Origin of the sequence: Bacillus sp. Bos-x628 (assembly GCF_040500475.1) — a bacterium.
Lineage (GTDB): Bacteria > Bacillota > Bacilli > Bacillales > Bacillaceae > Bacillus > Bacillus maqinnsis.
Genome location: NZ_CP159358.1, coordinates 1,716,486 through 1,737,911 on the forward strand (window position 1 = coordinate 1,716,486; position 21,426 = coordinate 1,737,911).

A 21,426-nucleotide genomic window follows, 5' to 3' on the forward strand; every position below is an offset into this window, starting at 1 on the left:
ATGAGACATGTTTCATTATATCTATGCCAGAAAAATGTGTCAAGAATTTTTAAGCGTTTCATTCCCGTCTCATTTGCGACGGCTTTTATAATTTAACATATACTGATATAACAGTCAAGCCTTTTCCTCTTCCTTTTTGTCTTCTGTTTATACATGATAGAAAGGCCCCAACCTCTCATGGGAGACCGAGGCATTCATCCATTTAATGTCACCCTGCTCTAGAGGGTTTACGATAACTTAAACTTCCGGAGCCACTTGTAAAAAGTGCTTCTCGGTATCCCCGCTAACCTCGCTGCTTCTGACACATGACCTTTCGTTTTGTGCAGTGCCTCTATGACCATTTGCTTTTGAATTTGTTCTCTATATGTCAGTTCTTTTGAAGTCTTGTTACAATTGGTCGTATGCAGTTCCTTCTTTTTCGGGTGAAGCGTCTCTAATACCGAAGCATATTGAGACGGACCGATCCATCCTCCTGAAGGAAACAGCACCCTTAAATGTTCAAAAAGATTAAAAAGCTCTCGTATGTTTCCAGGCCAATGGTAATCCTGTAACTTCTGAAAAAATGATTCAGGAAACTTGGCATTCCATTTGTGTTTCTTTTGATAATAACGATATAAATCAGGGATATCTTCCTTTCTTTCCCTGAGTGGCGGAATGTTGATTGGATAGACATGAAGGCGGTAGTACAAATCTTCTCGTATTTTCTCTTCCTCTAACAATTCATTCATATTCCGGTGTGTTGCCGTGATGATTCTGATATCCACAGGAATTTCACGTGTCCCGCCAATAGGTACGACCTTCCTTTCTTCGATGACCCTAAGTAGAGCGACTTGCATCGCATAAGGGATTTCGCCAATTTCATCTAAAAAAATCGTTCCTTTATGAGCTTGTTCAAATTTCCCCTTTGCCCCGTGGCGTTTTGCCCCTGTAAATGCCCCTTCAGCATAGCCGAATAATTCACTTTCTATTAGGCTTTCAGGAATGGCACCACAATTGACAGCAATAAAAGGTTCGTTACTTCTGTTGCTGCCCATATGAATGGCTCTAGCCGCCAGTTCTTTTCCTGAACCCGTCTCTCCCCAAATATATACATTTGCATCGGTTTGAGCTGCTAGTTTCATTTCGCTTAGTGTTTTTTGAAAGGTCTTGCTTTCTCCTGTTTCCCCTGGAAACTGAAAATACGAAACAAATGTTTTGGGCAATTCTCTTTGTGCTACTTCTCCGAGAGAAAAAGACATTCCAAGCATTTTTCCGTCTTGTTCCGACTGAATGATTTGCTTGTCCAGTGTAACAAATGTATCTTCTATAAGCTGTTCGACATTCATACCGTACCAGTCTGAAAATCGTTCCCTTATTGGTCTGCTCGCTGAAACAATTTGCTTTTTCTCATTACAGACTACAAACGGTTCGTCAGCTTCAACCTGATGGAGACAATGGCTGATCAGTTCTATCTCTTTCCTCTTTGCGTGAACTTGTATTTCTCGTTCTATGGCATGGGCAATTGTTGCAGCCATTCCAAGCATAATAGGGTGTCTTTTATCTGTCATACAGGAGATATTGATAATCCCTATGATCATGCCGTCCGCATCCCGAATGGGGGCGGCTGAACAACTCCATTGATGGGAAGCGACAGAAAAATGTTCCGTACCGTTAATTGTTACAGCCTCCCCGATTACTAGCGCAGTTCCGATAGCGTTCGTTCCTACATCTGCTTCGGTCCAGCGCACCCCTTCAACGAAATTAATTTTTCTTGCTTCTGACAGAGTCCTTTGACTTCCGGTCAGACTTAGTACATAGCCATCTGCATCAATGAGTAACGCCATCATTTCAGATTCTTTTAATTGTTGACTGATTTTATTTAAGTAGGGAAGAGCGACTTCTAGAAATAATGAGTGCTTCTTTTTTTGAGCGTTGAATAATTCCTTTTTTAAAATCGACTGTCCTTTATCTAAATATGGATTTACATTTGCCTTTTTACATCTGTGCCATGATTCCATCACTCTTTTATTCAGACGGGATCTGTCAAGCAAACCTTCTCGAACAAAACGTTTCCATGTATTTAAATAGCAAGGCGTCGAATTCATTTCATCCTCTCCTCAAGGGCTTTTTCCTCATTATAGATCATTATAAAAGCGCTTTCAAAGACATTAGTCGCTGTCATAACACATCGAGATGAGTGATGTGAAGTGTGTTTACTGTTTCAGCAGTGCACCGCTCGTCCACTTGTTTGCAATAAGGCTTCGTGAATCGCCTCTGAAAGTGTCGGATGTGCAGCAATGTATTGCTCTAACGTATCGGCAGTCAACTCTGTATGCATCATCACCGCCGCCTGTCCAATCAATTCCGTTGCATTCGGACCAATGATTGATATACCTAAAATTTCTTGGTATTGCGGCTCTACAATGATCTTCACTTGACCAATCGGCTGATTGAGAATCAATGCTTTTCCGTTTGCAGAAAATGAAAATTTACCTACCCGAATATCCCCATACTGATGTCTAGCCTTTTCTTCATTTAAACCAACACTTGCGATTTCTGGGGAAGTATAGATGCATCTAGGAATGGCGTGATCATTGACTCTTACATCTTCGCCTGATGCGTGAGATGCAGCTATCGTGCCTTCATGAAAAGCAACGTGTGCAAGTTGGACTCCTCCAGTGACGTCTCCGCATGCATATATATGCGGAAGATTTGTTTGCATATGTTCATTGACCCATATCCCGTTGCTGTCAAATTGAATGCCAATCTGGTCAAGGTTCAACTCATTAAGCCGCGGCTTTCTACCAATTGCCACTAAACAAAGGTCAGACTGGATTTCAAATTGTTCAGCTTCTTTTCTCTCAATTACAATTTTCTTAGAGGCTGTATCAAGCTGTCTTACAATCGCTTTTGTCAAGATTTCCACTCCTGCTTCCGCAAGTGTATCGTGAAGACATTGTGAAATATCATAATCTTCTTCAGGTAAAATGTGTTCTGCCTGTTCAACCATGACAACTTTTGTACCCATTCTACTGAAGATACTTGCAAATTCGCAGCCGATAATGCCTCCACCAATGATACAAAGTGATGCTGGTATTGATGGAAGCGACATCGCCTCCCTACTGTGGATTATCCATTTTCCGTCAAATGGTGCAAAAGGTAAGGCAGCAGGTGCTGATCCTGATGCAATGATGATTTGTTTTGCTTGAATGACTTCAGACTTCCCTTGACTTTCAATTAAGATCTCATGCTCAGATAAAAAAGATGCCTTCCCTTTCACGACGTTAATCTTGTTTTTATTCATTAAATAGTGAATGCCGTCTGTCAGTTGCTTGACGACCGATTGTTTCCGGTTTTGAACGGTAGCCCATTGGATGACTGGCCTTTCTCCCGGAAGCTCAATTCCAAAATCTGCTGCTGACTTCACATTTTCATACATATCTGCGCTCTGTAAAAGCGATTTGGTTGGAATACAGCCTTCATTGAGACAGGTACCTCCCAGTGGGCCTTGCTCAATCAACACGACTTTCCTTCCGAAACGAGCGGCTGTAATCGCCGCCACATATCCTGCAGGTCCGCCTCCTATAATGGCAAGAGTCATGCTTCTTACACCTTCTTTCTATAAAAGAATGGATACCGGTTCTTCTAAATATGCTTTCACCGTTGATAAAAATGCGGAAGCTGGTGCCCCGTCCAGTGCACGATGGTCAAATGTCAGACTGAGAGGAAGTATGGTGCCTTTGCATAATTCCTCATCTTGATAAACAGGTGTCTCATACGTTTTTCCGACGCCAAGAATACCTGCTTCCGGTGGATTCAAAATCGGCGTGAAATACTCTACACCATAAGCACCAAGATTGGTGATCGTAAAGGTAGAACCTTTGATTTCATCATGAACAAGCTTGCCTTCACGTGCTTTTTTGCCATACAATTTGATATTCTTCGCTAGCTCAATGAGTGATAGTCGTTCCGCATGTCGAATAACCGGAACAGCCAAGCCGTCATCTAAAGCAGTAGCTATCCCGAGATGAACATGCTCAAAAGCTACTACTTTCCCATCTTGAAATTGACTGTTCATATTAGAATGCTCTAATAATGAAAGAATGGTTGCTTTGGCTACAAAATCGGTCATAGTCAGTTTTGTATCGTGACGTGCTATGGCTGTTTCATTTAACTGTTGTTGTAATTTGATGAGTTTTGTCACATCCGCTTTCATCGTAATCGTTAGTTGTGCACTTGTTTGTAGGCTTTCCATCATTCGTGAGGCAATTGTTTTTCGCATCGTGTTGACAGGTTGATGATCCGTCTTATTTGTTTGTTTCTCTTTCTGATCATGAAGTGTCTGAAGCACGTCCGCTTTCGTAATTCTCCCGCCTGGTCCTGTCCCCACTAGCGTATCAATGTCCAGGTTTGCGCCGTTAGCGATTTTTCGAGCAACAGGGGAGATTTTCTTCCTCTCTTTCTTTGCTTTTGGCTGTGAGTCTCTTTCTGTCTTTTCTTCAACCTTTTCATCTACTTCACCGATATAGCAGATGACGGTGCCAGGCGGTACACCTTCTCCTTCTGGCACTTTGATATCCAACACAGTTCCTTTAGCAGGCGATTCGATCTCCATTTCAATTTTTTCTGAGTTGATGCTTGCAATGCTTTCCCCTTTATTTACGGTTTCTCCGACTTGTTTATTCCACATGGAAACCGTGCCTTCTTTCATTGACATTCCCAATTTTGGCATCACAACCTCGACAGCCATATTCCTCTCTCCTTTCTTTAGTTCAGTATCTTGTCTTGATTTTGGCCAATCATTTCTAATACGGTGCTCACAACCTTATCAGGTGTCGGCAAATAGCTATCTTCAAGAGGTGGTGAAAATGGAACCGGTGTATGAGGCGCCGTCACTTTTTTGATTGGGGCATCAAGTAAGTCAAATCCTTTATCAGCTACTAAAGAGGCAATATCTGCGGCAATCCCGCATCTTGGGTTCGCTTCATCCACAATGACAAGCCGATTTGTTTTTTCTACAGAAGCAAGAATGGCCTCTTCATCAAGTGGTGACAAGCATCTTGGATCAATGACCTCAGCTTCAATTCCTTGAGCTGCTAATTGTTCTGCCGCTTCAAGTGATGTATGGACCTGTTTGCCTACTGCAAAGATGGTAACATCAGTGCCCTCCCGCTTTACATCTGCTTTGCCGAGCGGTAGTGTGTAATATTTCTCTGGAACGTCTCCTGTGATATTGTACAGCGTTTTGTCTTCAAAAAAGATGACTGGGTCCTGATCCTCAATCGCTGCCAGTAGCAACCCTTTGGCATCGTACGGAGATGAAGGGACAACCACTTTCAATCCAGGAATGCTTGTAAATAGTGCATACAAACTTTGTGAATGTTGTGCGGCTGCTCTGAAACCCGCCCCATGTGTCGTTCTGATTGTAATGGGCACCTCTGCTTTTCCGCCAAACATGTAACGGAATTTCGCCCCTTGGTTAAGCACTTGGTCCAGACAGGTGCCGATAAAATCATTAAACATGAGTTCTGCAATCGGTCTTAGCCCTGTTGATGCAGCAGCCATAGCGGCGCCGATATAGCCAGCTTCACTAATCGGTGTGTCAAGGACGCGTTCACGTCCAAACTCCTGTACAAGACCTTTTGTTACACCGAGAACACCGCCCCATGCTTCATCATCCTGCAAGTGATCCACATTAGCGCCTCCGGCAACATCTTCTCCCATTAAAATGACATACTCGTCTCTTCTCATCGCAAGTTTGATCGCTTCATTCAATGCACTAGACATACTTAATTCTCTTGTCATTTTCTCTTCCCCTTTCTGATTTATTGATATGAAACATACACGTCTTTCAGTAATTCTGCCGGATCTGGATATTCACTTTCTTCACTAAATCTAACGGCTTCCTCTATCGCTTCCGCTACAGCCTCTTCAATGCTAGACATCTCTGCATCAGTAAGCCATTGTTTCTTTAACAATTCATTTCTAAAAAGAGCAATAGCATCTTTTTCTTCTTGATGTTCTGTTTTTTCCTTATTTGTTTTGTAACGCTGGGCATCTCCTTCAAAATGACCATAATTCCGATATGTCATGCATTCAATCAATGTTGGCCCTTCTCCATTTTTCGCTCGTTCAATTGCTTGTTCTGCTGCTTGATAAACTGCCAGCACATCTTTGCCATCTACTTGAATCCCCGGGATGTTATAGCCGGCGGCTCGATCTACGATTGCTTTACAGCTTGAAGCATAGGAAAACGGTGTGGCTTCCCCATAGCCATTGTTTTCTGCGATGAAGATGACAGGCAGTTTCCAGATGGCAGCGAGATTGATTCCTTCGTGAAATGTGCCTTGATTGTTTGCACCATCCCCAAAAAAGCAAACGCTTACATTTTTTGTCTTTTTATATTTGGCAGTTAGTGCTGCTCCACACGCCAGCGGAAAGCCACCTCCGACTATTCCATTGGCACCAAGCATTCCTTTATCAAAATCTGCGATGTGCATTGACCCTCCTTTTCCTTTACAGAGACCTGTGGCTTTTCCATAGATTTCTGCCATCATTCCTTTTAGATCACAGCCTTTTGCTATACAGTGCCCATGACCACGGTGTGTACTTGTGATACTGTCTTTTTCGTTCAGGTGGGCGCATACTCCTACAGCTACAGCTTCTTCACCAGCGTAAAGATGGACAAATCCTGGCAAAATTCCTTTCGTAAAAAGTGTGTGTACTTGATCTTCAAACTGGCGGATCTCCAGCATTTTTTGATACATCCATACCGCTTTTTCTTTTGTCAATACGACTTCCATATTGTAAAACCTCCTATCTTTTTTTCTTGCACTTATCTATAAGCAAAAAGCGTGCCAACATGATGAAACGTTAAACATGGGCTTTAAACGATTCAAACTGGTTTAAAAAGAGACAAAAAGAGACTTGAGTCTCTTTTTGTCTCGATATGTCTCTTTTTCGTTCCTATATGGGTAAGTTATTTGTACACAAAGAAAAAAGCATCCCCAATAGGAATGCTTATCACACTTATTTTATCGTACGATGCCACTTCAATTTTCCCTGACAGCTACCGCAAACATAGCGAGAGGTATCAAACCGTCTTTTCCTTATAAAATGCTGGCCGCACCCTGTACAAACGTAGTCATGGCGTTTTTGCACACGACGCTTGTTTTGTACAGCTTTTAATGGTGTACAAAAGCGCGGGGCTCCTACTTGTTTCAATAACTCTTTAAACTCGCGATCACGGTGCTGATAGCCTTTACCTTCTAAGTGCAGATGATAATGGCACAGCTCGTGTTTAATGATACCGATTAATTCATCTCTTCCATGCTCCTCTAAGTATTGACGGTTCAATTCAATATCGTGTGTTGCAAGTAAATATCTTCCACCAGTCGTTTTTAAACGGTCATTAAAGACTGCCTGATGAAGGAATTCTTTTCCAAACAATTGACGGGAAATTTGCTCTGTCAGTTGTTGCAATTCGGGCTGGTTCAATCAAGATCGTTCCTTTCCTAAAAAACATTGAACGGGACAATTTCTCCTTTGCATACATTGGAGGTAACCCACTGTTTCGATCAAAGGAGGAATGGGAGATGCCCAACTGGCTGAAAAATCAGATGCAGAAGGCATTTTATGAAAAAAATCATTATCAAATTAAATTGCTCAATCAGTGTTGGTACTTCTATAGAAGAAAGCATTCAGTTGCATCAAGGCACACCCCATCCTAAGGTGCGCCTCGTTTTTTGTTTACTCTGGCTTCAGCATGGAGAGGGCGACACGTCCTTTTGCCTGATCAACCGAGTCAACCCATACTGTCACAATGTCACCGACAGACACGACGTCAAGCGGATGCTTGACAAAACGATTGCTCAGTTTCGAAATATGGACTAGTCCATCCTGCTTCACACCAATATCCACAAATGCGCCAAAGTCTACAACGTTTCTCACAGTTCCTTGAAGCTCCATTCCTTGCTTCAAGTCCTCCAATTTCAACACATCAGTTTTTAAAAGCGGTTTTGGTACTTCATCACGCGGATCTCGCTCAGGTCTTGTCAGCTGATCGATGATATCTTGTAATGTAATGTGACCAATTTGAAGCTGTTCTGCTGCTTCATTCAGATTCACCTCAGCGATTTTCTCTTTTAATTGTTCCGTTCCAATGTCAGCTGGTGTCATCTTTATCATGCGAAGGAATTGTTTTGTTTCCTTATAGCTTTCTGGGTGAATCCCTGTACGATCAAGTGGATCTTGTCCATCTAAGATACGCAGAAACCCGATACACTGCTCGTATGTTTTGGCCCCAAGTCTCGGAATATCCTTCAGCTCTTTTCTGCTTGTGAATTTTCCAATTTCTTCACGGCGTTTCACAATGTGACCAGCTACTGCTTTTGACAAACCCGCAACATATTGCAAAAGTGCCTGTGAGGCTGTATTTACGTTCACGCCGACTTGATTTACCACCGTTTCAACGACAAAGGTTAATGAGCTGTTTAATTGCTTTTGACTGACGTCGTGCTGATATTGACCTACCCCGACTGATTTTGGATCAATTTTCACAAGCTCTGCTAATGGATCCTGTAATCTTCTCGCAATTGAAATCGCACTTCTTTCCTCCACTTGTAAGTCTGGAAACTCTTCTCTCGCTAATGCAGATGCAGAATATACACTTGCCCCTGCTTCATTTACAATCAAATATGAAACCGGCTGATCTATTTCCTGAATGAGTTCTGCAATGAATTGTTCAGTCTCTCTTGATGCTGTTCCGTTTCCAATCGCAATGACATCAATCTTGAATGATTGAATGATGTCTTTTACTTTTTGTTTTGCTTCCGCTTGTTTTTGTACGGGTGGATGCGGATAGATCACACTAATATGATGTACTTTCCCCGTATCATCAACGACAGCTAATTTACAGCCTGTTCTAAATGCAGGATCAATACCAAGCACACGCTTCCCTTTCATCGGCGGCTGAAGTAGGAGTTTTCTTAAGTTTTCTGCAAAAATATGAATGGCTTGTTCTTCGGCTTTTTCTGTGAGCTCTTTTCGTATTTCACGTTCGATTGAAGGTTGAATCAGTCGTTTGTAAGCATCGTCAATCGCTGTTTCCATATACGTTCTCGCTGCCGTCTGTTTACCTTTGATGACTTGTTTTTCAAGATAATGGCGGATATTTTCAGCAGGTGGTTCGATCGTGACCTTTAAAATACCTTCTTTCTCTCCTCGATTCACTGCAAGTACACGATGGGGCACAATCTTTTTGATCGGCTCTTGATAATCATAGTACATTTCATACACGTTCTTCTCATCATTTTCAACGTCTTTCCCTTTGGTGATCAGGGTACCCTTTTGATACGTTTCACTGCGAATCCACTTACGCATATCAGGATCGTCTGCAAGTTGTTCCGAAATGATGTGCTGCGCTCCTTCTAGCGCTTCTTCTACACTTGTCACTTCTTTTTCTTCATTGACATAAGCAGATGCTTGCTTCTTGATGTCGCCCTCGCGCGGCAGTGTCAGCAAATATTCTGCTAGCGGCTCCAATCCTTTTGCTTTTGCTACATTTGCCTTTGTTTTTCGTTTCTGTTTGAATGGTCTGTATAAATCTTCGACCTCTTGAAGCTTATGAGCATGTTCGATTTTTTGTTTTAATTCTTCTGTGAGTTTGTCTTGTTCAGCTATTAAGCGTATGACTTCTTCTTTTCGGTTCATGACATTTTGGATATATGTATAGCGTTCCGAAATGGTTTGAATCTGCACTTCGTCCAGTGAACCTGTCTGCTCTTTTCGGTAACGTGCAATAAACGGGACGGTGTTCCCATCCTCTAATAGCTGGATCACGCTTTCAATTTGTTTCGTTGAAAGCTTTAATTCTGCTGCAATTTGTTTCAATAAAAAATCAGATGTCTTCATTCTTTGCATCCCCTCACTGTGTCTTCTCTTTTAGTGTATCAAAAAAACGGCAAAACAGAAAAAAGGTCAGCTATTTTACATGAGCTGACCAAGTACATAGGTAAGATCGTCCTTTTTATCTTGTGTGTATGTTTCAAGCTGTTTTGCGATGTCTGCAACTGACTGGCCATGTTTCAAACACATACGCATGTTTGGTACATTCAGTCCGTCTGAATACATAATGAATGTCGATCCTTTTTCATAAGAATAGGTGTATGTTTTATATTTTCTCGGTTTACCGGACAAGTATCCCAATGTCGGAAGTGGGTAAATATAGTGGCCTGATGGTGCATTCAAGATAAATCGGATATTTCCAACCGAACAATAGGTAAATTGCTGCTGTGGAAAATGTACCTTTAAAATGGCGACAGTGGCCCCCCGTTTATTTTTCATGGCTTGATTGCATCGGTCAATGAGGGTTGTGACATCTTCATGTCCATATTCTTCGACAATTTTGCTGACTAAAGAAGATGATTCATTGGCGAACTGGCCGCTGCCTAATCCGTCTGCTACAGCACAAATTAGTTCTTCATCATCTGCTTTAATAAAAAAACTGTCCCCACAGCATGATTTACCTTCTTTGCTTGATTGATAGATGATAGCATTTACATGCTCATGTTGTTCAAAATGCCTCATCACCCTAGCTCCATAGACGCATCTTCTGATAATGCATCTCGTAGCTTTTTAACTGCCTTTCGTTGCAGTCTCGATACATGCATTTGTGATATTCCGAGTAAATCGCCTGTTTCTTTCTGACTTTTGTTTTGCAGATACGTTAAATTAATAATATCTTTTTCTCTGTCAGTCAAAACATGCAGCACACTCTCAAGCATCAATTTTTGGTTCACTCGTTCGTATCCTTCTTCTTGTGAGCCGACAACATCTAAAATGGTCACAGTACTGCCCTCAGAATCAGCCTCTACGCTTTGATCAACAGACAGCGCCTGATAGCTTTTGCCCATCTCCATTGTTTCAAGAACTTCTTCTTCAGTCACATCGAGATATTCAGCAATCTCCTGTACTTTTGGTGATTTTTGCTTCTCCGTTGTCAGGTGATCGACCGCCATTTTAATTCTCGGTCCAAGCTCTTTAATACGCCTTGGCACATGGACACTCCATGTTTTATCTCGTAAAAAGCGTTTGATCTCCCCAATAATGGTTGGAATCGCAAAGGCTTCAAATGATTTACCGACAAGCGGGTCATAACGCTTCATTGCGCCAAGTAAGCCAATCATTCCAACTTGCCTTAGGTCCTCATGAAAGCTTCTACCTTTGGAGTATTTCTTCGCCAGCATATCTACAAGATTTGTGTAGCATTCTACGAGCGTTAGTTGCGCCTTTTCGTCTTGATTCATTTGATAGCTTTGGATCAGGCGATCTACTTCATCTTTAGTTAGTTTCATAGTTTTGGATGGTTGTGTCATGGTCAACTCGCTCCCTGTTTAAAAACTTTGTCATCGCCACAGTAACTCCGGAGTTCGCTTGCACCTCGACTTCATCCATCAATGTTTGCATTAAATATAGACCAAGACCTCCTTCTGCCAATTGATCGACCGTATGAGCAGATGTGTAAGGTCCAAGGTTTTCCTGCTTTTGTTTAAAGTCAAAGCTTCCGCCTTGATCAGCGACAATGATTTCTAGTCGATCATCATAGACAAGAAAGCGAACCGCTACCTCGCCTTCTTCACCACCTTCATCTTTGTAGGCATGCTGGACAGCATTTGTGCAAGCCTCACTGACCGCAATTTTTAAGTCCTCAATCTCTTCATAAGCATAGCCCATTCTGCTTGCGATGCCTGAAAGAGTCAGACGAATAATGCCTACGTATTCTGGTTTTGCCGGTACTTTCATCTCAATTAGATCCACTGATTCGTTCATTATACCCCACCCTCTGACTTTGCAGATATGTCAATGATGCTCTTTAATCCAGTAATTTCGAACAACCTTACAAGCCGATCTGACAAGTTCTCAAGCTTCAACGTTCCACCAGCTTTTTGAGTCGCTTTAAACAATCCGACAAATACACCTAAACCAGTACTGTCCATATAAGAAACATCCTTCAAACAGATTTCAAGATGCTCCCCTCGCTCAGCTTTAGGCATAAGCGTTTCTCTTAGTTCAGGAGCGGAGTAAACATCGATTTCTCCGCTGACACTGATTTTCGTTTTTTGATCTATTTGATGCTCTTTCACAGCCATATTCATTATGCATTCACCTCAAGATTCTTGTTTGCTTGAATTTTATATACCCGCATAGCCACTTTCTAAACCTTTCTTTTGAGGACAAGTAATGTAAAGTCATCATGCAACTGAAAATCTTGCAGCTTTAATAAACTAGCATAGATGGCATCGACCATTTCCTGAGCAGAGTAAGATAAATGCTCTGATATGAGCGTTTTGATATCCTCCCGATCTAAAAAACCATCCTCTGACTTTGATTCTGTTACGCCGTCTGAGAATAGGATCACCATATCTCCTTCATCCAAATGCTTCTCATACTGTCTGTATTCAAAGTCTGGGGCTATACCAAGTACAAGTCCTTTAGCGTCTACATCGTAAAATTGATTCTCTTTTTTGGAATAGAAAAAGCCCGGCTCATGACCAGCCGATGCATATTTAAATTCATGGGTCACTGTATTATAGCTGCCATAGAACATGGTGATAAACATACTTGGGTCCACATTTTGTTCGACCACACGATTAAGGGTTTTTAACACCTTTGTTGGACCGCTTCCTGACTCTGGCAGGGAATCCATCGCATACTTAATCATCGACATACATAACGCTGCGGGTATGCCCTTCCCGATGACATCAGCAATTGCGATATTGATCGTATCGTGATCTGTCACAAAGTGGTAATAATCTCCGCTCATCTGTTTTGCAGGCACACTAATGGCTCCGATATCAAATGTATCTCCTTCTGGAATTTTAGTTTCCAGAAGGGTCTGCTGAACATTCGCAGCGATTTCGATTTCTGATTTAATTTCTTGCTGAATGCCTCTGAGTGTTAAATGCTCTTGATAAGCAAGTCCGTATCCTATCATAACTTCGATTAAGAAGTCTAGTGAATGAAAGACATCTTTCGGCAAATCAGGGTAAAGCTCCTGAATCACTTTTCGGTGAACACTTACTATTTCTTCAGGAGGTATTTGATGCTCAATGGTTTTTCGGCTAAATTTTTGAGCCTGATAAAGTGATGTTTCAGTTAAATCACTGATATAACGACTGAGCAGCTGATAATACCGCTGCTCCATTACCTCCTTAAAATCCATGGTTTCCCTCCTAGCGAAGCCACTTGACAGCTTGTATCTCCGTTCCTTGTTTCGGTGCAGAATCCAGTTTAAAATCATCCATTAGTCTTCTAACTCCTGGAAGACCTGCTCCGAGTCCGCCTGATGTGGAAAATCCATCTTCCATCACTTTGCGAATATCCATAATACCGGGCCCCTCATCGGCTGCGATGACTTTGAGTCCACGCTTTCCACGCTCCATCACTTCTTCTATACAAATCTGACCTTTACCAGCGTATAAATAGATGTTTCGAGCTAACTCTGAAATGGCCGTTGTAATTCTTGCTTGGTCAACTGTTCCAAAACCCAGTTCTTTTGCAACATTTCGTCCCAGTTGTCTTGCCGCAACTATGTCCCATTCCGTCAAAATTTTTACACAGGATTGGTTTTTCATACCTATTCCCCCAATTCCCGCTTCAGTGTCTCAAGCCCTTGTTCAAGATCTAATGCTGTCTGAATTTCTTCTAGTGATATACCAAGTTCAATCAGAGTCACAGCGACAGCAGGTTGTATTCCTGTTAATACCACTTTTGCCCCCATGAGCTTAGACATGGTAATCACATCGCCTAATACTTTTGCGATAAATGAATCAATCATATCAACAGACGTTAGGTCAATGACAACACCGTTCGCTCCTGTTTCATGGATTTTATTCAGCAAGTCTTCTTGAAAGTGAAGAGCAGTTTGGTCATCAAGCTCCCACTGTATGGAGATTAGAAGACAATTATATAATTTTAAGATTGGAATCTTCGGGTGATTTCTCAATGGGTTATCCCTCCAATGAAACAATTTTTCGATTTGTCATTTCTAAAGCAGTTTGAATTCCTTTTTGAAGGGTATTCTTTGTAGTAACTTGAGATAAATCAATTCCGAGGTTGACGATGGTTTGGGCGATTTCTGGACGAATACCGACCAATAAGCACTTCGCACCTACTAATCTCACAGCCTCTGACGCTTGAATGATATGGTGTGCCACCATTGTATCGACAACAGGTACACCGGTAATGTCGATTAAGACAACCTGTGATCTATGCTTCACGACGCCATTTAGCAGATTTTCCATGATCTTTTTCGCACGATCTGTATCAATTGTTCCAACAAGAGGCATGACGGTGATGTTCTCAAACACTGGAATCAACGGAGCAGATAGTTCTTGTAACGCAATTTTTTGGAGGTTAACAGTTTTCTCCCATGAGATGGAGTAATGATTTAATATTTCGTTATGAACCGGTGTAATGAATCGATCAATTTCCCAAATTAAATCATCACTTTCTTCTATTGTTTCTTTGTCGCTGTTCATTTTTTGGTATAAGTGTGTACGGATTTCTGTAAGTCCATTTGTCAGCAACTTAAGCGAAATACCCATTTGTACAATTTTTAAAGCAAAAGACTGCACTTTTTCTTCAAAATCTTCAGTATAGCCTTCTGAAATGGATGTAATAATGAGCTGGACATATTCCGAACAAATCGTTTCATACATTTGATCGTTTAGCATCATGTCCGTTTCTTCTTCTCCAAGTCTTTTGAAGATGTCAGTCCATTCCTTTTCTAATTCCTTTTGGTGCGCTCTTGTGAAAGCTAACACGATATGATTCGACATAATTTACCCCCTACATACATAAAAAGCACTACTTTCATTCTTTCTCCATTATAGCGTTAATAAAAAATGAACACAAAAAAAGTTGCTCTTCAGTGAGCAACCAAATGAAACCATATTAAAAATCAATAAGAGCCAAACTCACTTGTAAGGCCTCATCAACCTTTTCCATCATTTCATCATCAAGATGTGTGATCTTATCTGTCAACCTTTGCTTATCAATCGTACGAATCTGCTCTAAAAGAATGACAGAATCCCGTTCAAAGCCGTAGCGTTTTGCATTAATTTCGACGTGAGTCGGTAATTTCGCTTTTTGTATTTGGGCTGTTATGGCTGCAACGATAGCAGTCGGGCTGAAGCGATTTCCAATGTCATTTTGGATCACCAATACTGGGCGAACCCCGCCCTGCTCGGAGCCAACAACAGGAGATAAATCAGCAAAGTAAACATCACCGCGTTTAACAATCAAATGTTTAACCCCCGCTGACTAATCGCTCAACTGTATTCTCAGCCTCAAATTCTGCGTATTGTGCCTCTGAAGAAATATTCAGATTGATTTTCGCCATCTCCATGTAGCCGCGTCTCATCGATTCACGATTTTGTCGAATATTACGTTCACGAATATACGTTTTTGTCGCTCGGTAAATCAATTCATTTCTTGTTACCTTATCCTGCTCTGCTACTCGTTCGATTTCAGACATCAAAGCCTCGGGCAGTCGAATCTTCATTTCGTTTGTTGCACTGGATTCAGACAAAAAACATACACCTCCACAAAAACTTACGGATACCGTTTCGATCCATTCCAAGATTAATCATACCATTATTCAATGCGTAAGCAAAGCTGTTTCATGATTTCTTTTTAGATGATGGTGCGTTCGGTCACCCGTAAATCAAGATGATAATGGAGTTCCTCTTTCCCATTATACGCTTTTTTCCGAAAATCATACGGCATTTCCAAAATCTCCGAAAAGGTGAGAATTTTTATTTCTTCTCTGTAGAAAAAAAGAGAACGGTGTCAGCATGGATTCCAGAAGTGATCTATAAAAAGCTTGGCCCGTTTTGAAGCAGTGGATTACGCACATGAACTCTTTTGCCATCCTCTATATACACTCTTGGAACGCGATGAGCGATGGAGCAAGTCACTTCATAGTTAATGGTCTCCAAACGCTTTGCCACTTCATCGACTGATACCTTTTCCTCTCCTTGAGTACCAATGAGAACAACTGGCTCTCCAACAGAATAGGCTTCTTTCAGTTCAACCATGAATTGATCCATACACACCCTTCCAGCGATCTTCTGACGCTTTCCACCAACAAGAACTTCAGTTCCTGCTAGCTTTCTAATCCAGCCATCTGCATAGCCAATCGGAACGGTACCAATCCATGTATCTTGATAGGCTGTATATGTGGCTCCATAGCTGACACTCTCTCCTTTTTGAATGAGCTTCACGTGGGCAAGTTTTGTATGCAGAGACAACGCCTCTTCCAGCTTGAAAGGCAACTCATCTTTCATCTCTTCTGAAGGAGACAGTCCATACATGCTGATGCCGAAACGAACCATATTAAACAAGACCTCTTTGAACCGAAGACCTGCAGCACTGTTGGCACAGTGAACCAGCAATTTTTCAGTATGAAGCGGTTGAAGCAGCGTTTTAAACTTGTCTACTTGCAAGTCAAAGTAGTCTTTATCCTTCTCATCTGCTGTCGCAAAGTGAGTAAATACTCCTTCCAACTGTAAAAATGAATGATTGCCTACAAGCTCTTTGACTTCGTTTACTTGCTCTACTGTTTTCACACCTAAACGATTCATCCCGCTGTCCATTTTCAAATGAAAACGAATAGGTTGTCCAATATGTCCTTTGGCAAGTTGAATCACATCTCTTAGCCACTCAAGCGAGTAAGCCGTCATGATGACATTGTATCTGACTGCGACTTTGACATACTCAGGCGGTACTGCGCCAAGTACAAGAATCGGTGCTTTGACGCCTTTATTTCTTAAAGAAATAGCCTCATCTAAAAAGGCGACTGCTAACAAGTCTGCACCTGTTTTGAGAGCTGCTCTTGCGATTTCTATATCTCCATGTCCATATGCATTGGCTTTCACTACAGCCATCAATTGAACTTTTTTTCCAATATGGTCTTTCATATGTGAAACATTATGCTTGATTGCTGTTAAATTAATTTCTGCCCATGTGTCTCTATAAAAACCATTGGTGTCCATCAGTTACACTTCCCTATTGGATGATTCAATACTTTCATTATGATACTAAAAATAAAGAATAATGTGAAACAAATCAAAAAATCAGCCCTTGCACAGGGCTGACGTTCTATTTGAGAAACCCATTTATTTAGCTGATTGTCCTTCTACACTTCTCGCCACCATCAAGAGCTCTTCTTTCGATAAGTCACTCGACGAAATTAAGTAGTCAACCCCGTCAGATGTCCAAGAAAGAGATCGGTCTGTTAAGACGCCGACAGTCATACCAAGATCAACCGGCTCCCCGTTCATTGTCACAGGTGTAGATGCTTCTGCCACTCTCGCTTTTTCCTGAATGAGCGTAAAGGATTTTTTTCCGCCATACGTAATGACATATCGTTTACCGGCATCGGTTGTCATTTCTTTCTCTTCCATTTTCTTCACTCCCTCTGGCATATCGACTGGCGTTTTCACCGCAAAGCTGTCTGACGGGTTCGCACTTGTCGCCACATCCATTTGAGAGAGCGTCATGTTTTTCTTCTCATCAAAGGCATCTTTGTCAAAGGATTTATTGAATTCAAAATGAGAGAATTCTACTTTCACCATTGGCTTTTTGTCGCTGTCCAGCACTTTCACACTGACAGGCGCCATTGTTTTTTTATGGAATGTAATTTCTTGTGTAGGCAGCATTTGATTGTGCTGATAATTGGTTTTGGTCTCGAAAATGTATTTCGACTCTTTCGCTTTGAACTGGGCTGCGCTGTCATTTTTAATGTCTTTCACTAGTGATTCAAATAAGTAGACCTGACTGCTGTTATTTGGCCAATCACTATGGAAACGGAAACTTTTGTTCAAAGAAGGTGTCAGCACAAACACACCATTGCCATTTCTTAAAATGACTTGACTCTGATCCCTTTTCGGATTTTCTAAATAGACACGGTAAAGATCCGGCTTCTTGTACCAAATTTCCACTTGGTACTTCTGCGGTTCATTTCCTGTCTCAATGGTCATTTTTGCTTTGGCTTTGTATGATGTCATTTCCTCTGCCTTTTTGTTTAAATCTCTAACGATATCCTGCTGAGATTTTTGACCACATGCGGAGAGAATCAATACAAAAAGGATCCCCGTTACAAGCAAAACAAAGCTTTTTCTCACCCTTTTCAACCCCTTCGTCAATTGTGTTAAAAGGAAGAAACCGCTTGTTTGACTTTAACAGTACGCCTGAAAGTCAACTGCGTACCGCGAACCATCAAAGCCTGTTAGCAACTCGCCCTTCCTTATCGCACTACCCAATATATGAAGAGGGGACAAACAATATGCAGACTAGCTTGACAACCTTTCAATTAAAACTTGTGCAACGGCATATTCTCGTGTATGTGTAATAGACAAATGGACCTTGTCACCCTTTGTTTTCTCACTTTTCACTAAAGGCTTCCCGCTGTCGTCTTTATGTATTTCAATGTCATGAAAATTGAGATACTGTCCGATACCAGTACCATAGGCTTTCGAGAAGGCTTCCTTAGCCGCAAAACGTCCTGCCAGAAACTCTATCTGTCTCTTTCCACTTAACGTTCTATAAACGCCCTGTTCAAATGGTGTCAAAATCCGTTCTGGAAAACGAGGCTGTCTATAGAGCACTCGAGAAAGCCGGTTGATCTCTACAATATCAATACCAATCCCTTTAATCATGAGATCCCTCCTATGTTACTCGTACTATTTTTTATGTTTGCTTCATAAACGTGTTACTATTAACTTACCATTATCTTGGCAAAAGGGGTTTATTATGTTTATTCGAACGGAGAGCTTTCAACAATTTATCAGATCGTATCCAATCGTTACAGCGATCCTTGCGCTACAAATCGGTCTGTGGCTTTTATTTGCCATTCCTATCCCTCTGATACAGCTTGGGCAAGACCATCTCGTTGGATTCAACTACGGGGTAGCAGAGGGTGAATGGTGGCGGCTGGTCACACCTATCTTTCTTCACGGGAGTCTGACACACATTTTATTCAATTCCATGTCTATTTTTTTATTTGCTCCAGCACTTGAGAATTTGCTTGGTAAGGTGCGCTTCCTCATCATTTATCTTGGAGCAGGCATCATTGGCAATCTCGGAACCTATTGGATTGAACCATTAGAATATGTGCATGTCGGTGCTTCTGGGGCGATTTTCGGTTTGTTTGGCGTCTATCTTTATCTTGTCTTATTTAAACCGCACATGATGGACCGCAGTAACTCTCAAGTCATCTTAACGATTCTCGGTGTATCCGCCATCATGACGTTCTTCAATTCGAACATTAACATCATGGCCCACTTCTTTGGTTTGATTGGAGGCATGATTCTGGCGCCGTTGACGCTGATCTTTCAATCTAAAAAAAGGCGCTTTTAGCCTCATAAAAAATGTCGATCACTCCTTTTCTATGAGGAGCGAATCGACATTTTTTTAGAAGATTTATTTTTTTCGTAGGAATACCAATCAAATACCCGTTTGGCATCCTCCTCTTCAAGATGATGTACACCAAAGGAATCCAGCAGTATAGAGGATTTCACAAACGTGTGAATACTTGCGATACGGCCTTTTTTTTGGAAATAGGATTGCGTCATTGTATAGTTTTGCATTCGTTTTCTCAAAACAATTCCTGTTGTTCTACCTATGCCTCTTGTCGTCATCTGAATCATTTGATCTCTTATTGCATAACCTGATTGCTTATAGGCTAAATAGCCAAAGAAAAGGGCAATTAGGAATGGGATCAGAGCTAAATACCCCCACGGCGGAAAATGCACTGAAAGAATCACACCGAAGATCAAAGGGAAAAAACCATATGAGATCAAGTACCGTTTGAGTGAACGCCTTGGCACTTTTTTCAGCTCCGGTTCGAGCTGGTAGTGGTCTGTAAACAGTGACAATAATTCATTGATTCTTTTTTTCTGAATAAGTGGGAATAAAACAGAAGATGTCTCTTTTTCTGACATTGAACCTCCTGCACTAACGAGCATCACAGTGGCGAATCCGAAAGGTTCACGGATCAAATTTTCTTTGATTTTAACCGCTTGGATTCGCGAGAGTGGGATCGTCATTTGGTGTCTCTCAATGAATCCTCTTGTGATGATGATGTCATTTCCTTTTCTTTTTGCTACAAAGTTAGCATATTGGAGCGCTGTTACACCAACACTCAGTACCCAAGCAATCAATACCGCAAGAAAGATGAGTATCGCATAGATTTCAATACTTGCATGACTTAAAAAGGAAAACCTCTTGACGAATCCATCCAAAGGGAGAATTTCATCTATTTGTGTGTAGATGGCGAGACAACCCGAAATAATGACACCGATGCCGCTTGAAGTAGAGGCAGCTAAGAGGAGCTCCGGAGCTTTCATACGATATGTGACGTGTAATTCTTCCTCGACAGGTTCTTGTTTGAACAGTTGATCGTGCTGCACGTCACCTGTTTCTTCCGATGCTTCTCCCTCTTGTTGTAGGCTTTTCTTGCGGTTAAAAATAGCCTGTTTTAATTGTTCCGCCTCCGCTTTTGTAATTGCCGTTAGGCTCACCTCTGGACCATCCGTACCTCCAGCCGTTTCAATTTGCACGCGAACCAAACCGAAAATCCGCTGAAAAATTCCTTCACTTGTATTCACTGTCTGAATTCGTTCTAATGATATATATTTCTTCTTTTTCGTCAAAACACCGGACTCGACGCGAAATTCATCGTCTTCCAGTCGATAAGTAAATCTTCTCCATTCTAATACGGTCGAAACAGCTTGCCACAAAAGAAGCAAACCAAGAAGGATAAAAGCATAAAAACGAATAGTCGAATTCGAGTTTACAAAACCGATCACAAAAAAAGGAATGATCAGATTTTTAATCAAGAATACAGCATCTTTTATAAAATCAATGAACATCGAAATCGGATGCACACGTTTTGGTTCAGACATCATCTTCCGTCACCCTTGCTAAACGAGATATGTAATCACGAAGTTCATCCGCTTCTTCTAAATCTAACGCTGGAATATGATGAACCGTGGCAGCAGTAGAAATTTGAACAGATGCTAGGTGATAACGCCTTAAAAGAGGACCCTGAGATGTATCCACATGCTGAACACGTACCATAGGCACAATCACCCGGGTGACACGAATAAGCCCATGCTGTATTTCAATTTCGTTTTCAAATACTTCATAGCGCCATATGTGATGCCTGATTTTCGGTATCAACCAAATGCCGAGAATGGCTTGAAGGACCCATACTCCAACAAGAATGGCTCCAATCCAATACGGCCATTGAAAATAATAACTAGCAACAAATACCCCAATGATGATGAGTAAGAAAATCAATGAGATCATTCCATTTTGAATACGCCATACCTTTAGTCCATTTAAACTTATTTGACGTTGCGGCTGCTTTCTCACATTCTT

Annotated in this window: 24 protein-coding genes; 2 read left to right on the forward strand and 22 right to left on the reverse strand. The window is 41.5% G+C overall.

All coding sequences use genetic code 11. The features are described from left to right. Positions 1-227: 227 nt before the first annotated feature. From ABVJ71_RS09060 to ABVJ71_RS09085, 6 genes are all read right to left on the reverse strand, one after another. Positions 228-2,084: a sigma-54-dependent Fis family transcriptional regulator gene (locus tag ABVJ71_RS09060; RefSeq protein ID WP_353853738.1), complete on the reverse strand. Its 1,857-nt coding sequence runs from the start codon at positions 2,082-2,084 to the stop codon at positions 228-230. 116 nt (positions 2,085-2,200) lie between these two features. Then, positions 2,201-3,580 (reverse strand): dihydrolipoyl dehydrogenase, encoded by a 1,380-nt coding sequence (gene lpdA, locus ABVJ71_RS09065; RefSeq protein WP_353853739.1) that lies wholly within the window; start codon positions 3,578-3,580, stop codon positions 2,201-2,203. A gap of 18 nt (positions 3,581-3,598) precedes the next feature. Then, on the reverse strand, positions 3,599-4,729 hold the full coding sequence (locus ABVJ71_RS09070) for a dihydrolipoamide acetyltransferase family protein (RefSeq protein WP_353853740.1): 1,131 nt from the start codon (positions 4,727-4,729) through the stop codon (positions 3,599-3,601). 17 nt (positions 4,730-4,746) lie between these two features. Further along, positions 4,747-5,784 (reverse strand): alpha-ketoacid dehydrogenase subunit beta, encoded by a 1,038-nt coding sequence (locus tag ABVJ71_RS09075; protein ID WP_353853741.1) that lies wholly within the window; start codon positions 5,782-5,784, stop codon positions 4,747-4,749. A 20-nt stretch (positions 5,785-5,804) separates the two neighbouring features. Then, positions 5,805-6,782, reverse strand: coding sequence for a thiamine pyrophosphate-dependent dehydrogenase E1 component subunit alpha (locus ABVJ71_RS09080; RefSeq protein ID WP_353853742.1), 978 nt, complete (start codon positions 6,780-6,782; stop codon positions 5,805-5,807). A 226-nt stretch (positions 6,783-7,008) separates the two neighbouring features. Next, positions 7,009-7,476 (reverse strand): SprT family protein, encoded by a 468-nt coding sequence (locus ABVJ71_RS09085; RefSeq protein ID WP_353853743.1) that lies wholly within the window; start codon positions 7,474-7,476, stop codon positions 7,009-7,011. Between the two features lie 98 nt (positions 7,477-7,574). On the opposite strand from ABVJ71_RS09085, the gene cmpA reads away from it, so the two are divergent. After that, positions 7,575-7,709, forward strand: coding sequence for a cortex morphogenetic protein CmpA (cmpA, locus tag ABVJ71_RS09090; RefSeq protein ID WP_353853744.1), 135 nt, complete (start codon positions 7,575-7,577; stop codon positions 7,707-7,709). Positions 7,710-7,728: 19 nt separating this feature from the next. Here the strand turns inward: cmpA and ABVJ71_RS09095 are convergent, their stop codons facing one another. From ABVJ71_RS09095 to acpS, 14 genes are all read right to left on the reverse strand, one after another. Next, entirely contained in the window at positions 7,729-9,891 is a 2,163-nt protein-coding gene (locus tag ABVJ71_RS09095) for a Tex family protein (RefSeq protein ID WP_353853745.1), read from the reverse strand. Positions 9,892-9,966: 75 nt separating this feature from the next. Next, entirely contained in the window at positions 9,967-10,566 is a 600-nt protein-coding gene (locus ABVJ71_RS09100) for a PP2C family serine/threonine-protein phosphatase (RefSeq protein ID WP_353853746.1), read from the reverse strand. Continuing rightward, on the reverse strand, positions 10,566-11,354 hold the full coding sequence (sigB, locus tag ABVJ71_RS09105) for an RNA polymerase sigma factor SigB (RefSeq protein ID WP_353853747.1): 789 nt from the start codon (positions 11,352-11,354) through the stop codon (positions 10,566-10,568). The genes ABVJ71_RS09100 and sigB overlap by 1 nt, the downstream gene beginning before the upstream one ends. Beyond that, complete coding sequence (gene rsbW / locus ABVJ71_RS09110; RefSeq protein WP_353853748.1) at positions 11,320-11,808, reverse strand: anti-sigma B factor RsbW; 489 nt, start codon at positions 11,806-11,808, stop codon at positions 11,320-11,322. Before rsbW ends, sigB begins: the two co-directional genes overlap by 35 nt. Next, positions 11,808-12,134 carry an anti-sigma factor antagonist gene (locus ABVJ71_RS09115; RefSeq protein WP_353853749.1) on the reverse strand — a complete coding sequence of 109 codons (327 nt, stop codon included), beginning with the start codon at positions 12,132-12,134 and terminating at the stop codon, positions 11,808-11,810. Before ABVJ71_RS09115 ends, rsbW begins: the two co-directional genes overlap by 1 nt. A 59-nt stretch (positions 12,135-12,193) precedes the next feature. Beyond that, complete coding sequence (locus tag ABVJ71_RS09120) at positions 12,194-13,201, reverse strand: PP2C family protein-serine/threonine phosphatase (protein ID WP_353853750.1); 1,008 nt, start codon at positions 13,199-13,201, stop codon at positions 12,194-12,196. Between the two features lie 10 nt (positions 13,202-13,211). After that, positions 13,212-13,613, reverse strand: coding sequence for an anti-sigma regulatory factor (locus tag ABVJ71_RS09125; protein ID WP_353853751.1), 402 nt, complete (start codon positions 13,611-13,613; stop codon positions 13,212-13,214). 2 nt (positions 13,614-13,615) lie between these two features. Beyond that, positions 13,616-13,984, reverse strand: a complete 369-nt coding sequence (gene rsbS, locus ABVJ71_RS09130) for an RsbT antagonist protein RsbS (RefSeq protein ID WP_003214235.1) — start codon at positions 13,982-13,984, stop codon at positions 13,616-13,618. 4 nt (positions 13,985-13,988) lie between these two features. Then, positions 13,989-14,819 carry an RsbT co-antagonist protein RsbRA gene (locus tag ABVJ71_RS09135; protein ID WP_353853752.1) on the reverse strand — a complete coding sequence of 277 codons (831 nt, stop codon included), beginning with the start codon at positions 14,817-14,819 and terminating at the stop codon, positions 13,989-13,991. A 115-nt stretch (positions 14,820-14,934) separates the two neighbouring features. Further along, entirely contained in the window at positions 14,935-15,285 is a 351-nt protein-coding gene (ndoA, locus tag ABVJ71_RS09140) for a type II toxin-antitoxin system endoribonuclease NdoA (protein WP_003214169.1), read from the reverse strand. A gap of 4 nt (positions 15,286-15,289) precedes the next feature. Further along, a complete protein-coding gene (locus tag ABVJ71_RS09145) occupies positions 15,290-15,571 on the reverse strand; it encodes a hypothetical protein (protein ID WP_003214273.1) in 282 nt (93 codons plus the stop codon). A 283-nt stretch (positions 15,572-15,854) separates the two neighbouring features. Further along, a complete protein-coding gene (gene alr / locus ABVJ71_RS09150; RefSeq protein WP_353853753.1) occupies positions 15,855-17,036 on the reverse strand; it encodes an alanine racemase in 1,182 nt (393 codons plus the stop codon). Positions 17,037-17,159: 123 nt separating this feature from the next. Then, entirely contained in the window at positions 17,160-18,176 is a 1,017-nt protein-coding gene (locus ABVJ71_RS09155; RefSeq protein WP_353853754.1) for an outer membrane lipoprotein carrier protein LolA, read from the reverse strand. Between the two features lie 159 nt (positions 18,177-18,335). Beyond that, positions 18,336-18,701 (reverse strand): holo-ACP synthase, encoded by a 366-nt coding sequence (gene acpS, locus ABVJ71_RS09160; RefSeq protein WP_353853755.1) that lies wholly within the window; start codon positions 18,699-18,701, stop codon positions 18,336-18,338. A gap of 94 nt (positions 18,702-18,795) precedes the next feature. Between acpS and ABVJ71_RS09165 the strand changes: the two genes are divergently transcribed. Continuing rightward, positions 18,796-19,401 (forward strand): rhomboid family intramembrane serine protease, encoded by a 606-nt coding sequence (locus ABVJ71_RS09165; protein WP_353853756.1) that lies wholly within the window; start codon positions 18,796-18,798, stop codon positions 19,399-19,401. 29 nt (positions 19,402-19,430) lie between these two features. On the opposite strand, the gene ABVJ71_RS09170 is transcribed toward ABVJ71_RS09165, so the two are convergent. Then, entirely contained in the window at positions 19,431-20,951 is a 1,521-nt protein-coding gene (locus tag ABVJ71_RS09170; protein WP_353853757.1) for a PH domain-containing protein, read from the reverse strand. Next, entirely contained in the window at positions 20,941-21,420 is a 480-nt protein-coding gene (locus ABVJ71_RS09175) for a PH domain-containing protein (protein WP_353853758.1), read from the reverse strand. Before ABVJ71_RS09175 ends, ABVJ71_RS09170 begins: the two co-directional genes overlap by 11 nt. Between the last annotated feature and the right edge of the window lie 6 nt (positions 21,421-21,426).

Bases quoted from the DNA above. Each gene is read 5' to 3' on its own strand.
- ABVJ71_RS09060 (WP_353853738.1), bottom strand. From the start codon at position 2,084: ATGAATTCGACGCCTTGCTATTTAAATACATGGAAACGTTTTGTTCGA.
- lpdA (WP_353853739.1), bottom strand. From the start codon at position 3,580: ATGACTCTTGCCATTATAGGAGGCGGACCTGCAGGATATGTGGCGGCG.
- ABVJ71_RS09070 (WP_353853740.1), bottom strand. From the start codon at position 4,729: ATGGCTGTCGAGGTTGTGATGCCAAAATTGGGAATGTCAATGAAAGAA.
- ABVJ71_RS09075 (WP_353853741.1), bottom strand. From the start codon at position 5,784: ATGACAAGAGAATTAAGTATGTCTAGTGCATTGAATGAAGCGATCAAA.
- ABVJ71_RS09080 (WP_353853742.1), bottom strand. From the start codon at position 6,782: ATGGAAGTCGTATTGACAAAAGAAAAAGCGGTATGGATGTATCAAAAA.
- cmpA (WP_353853744.1), top strand. From the start codon at position 7,575: ATGCCCAACTGGCTGAAAAATCAGATGCAGAAGGCATTTTATGAAAAA.
- ABVJ71_RS09095 (WP_353853745.1), bottom strand. From the start codon at position 9,891: ATGAAGACATCTGATTTTTTATTGAAACAAATTGCAGCAGAATTAAAG.
- ABVJ71_RS09100 (WP_353853746.1), bottom strand. From the start codon at position 10,566: ATGAGGCATTTTGAACAACATGAGCATGTAAATGCTATCATCTATCAA.
- sigB (WP_353853747.1), bottom strand. From the start codon at position 11,354: ATGACACAACCATCCAAAACTATGAAACTAACTAAAGATGAAGTAGAT.
- rsbW (WP_353853748.1), bottom strand. From the start codon at position 11,808: ATGAACGAATCAGTGGATCTAATTGAGATGAAAGTACCGGCAAAACCA.
- ABVJ71_RS09115 (WP_353853749.1), bottom strand. From the start codon at position 12,134: ATGAATATGGCTGTGAAAGAGCATCAAATAGATCAAAAAACGAAAATC.
- ABVJ71_RS09120 (WP_353853750.1), bottom strand. From the start codon at position 13,201: ATGGATTTTAAGGAGGTAATGGAGCAGCGGTATTATCAGCTGCTCAGT.
- ABVJ71_RS09125 (WP_353853751.1), bottom strand. From the start codon at position 13,613: ATGAAAAACCAATCCTGTGTAAAAATTTTGACGGAATGGGACATAGTT.
- ABVJ71_RS09135 (WP_353853752.1), bottom strand. From the start codon at position 14,819: ATGTCGAATCATATCGTGTTAGCTTTCACAAGAGCGCACCAAAAGGAA.
- alr (WP_353853753.1), bottom strand. From the start codon at position 17,036: ATGGACACCAATGGTTTTTATAGAGACACATGGGCAGAAATTAATTTA.
- acpS (WP_353853755.1), bottom strand. From the start codon at position 18,701: ATGATTAAAGGGATTGGTATTGATATTGTAGAGATCAACCGGCTTTCT.
- ABVJ71_RS09165 (WP_353853756.1), top strand. From the start codon at position 18,796: ATGTTTATTCGAACGGAGAGCTTTCAACAATTTATCAGATCGTATCCA.
- ABVJ71_RS09170 (WP_353853757.1), bottom strand. From the start codon at position 20,951: ATGATGTCTGAACCAAAACGTGTGCATCCGATTTCGATGTTCATTGAT.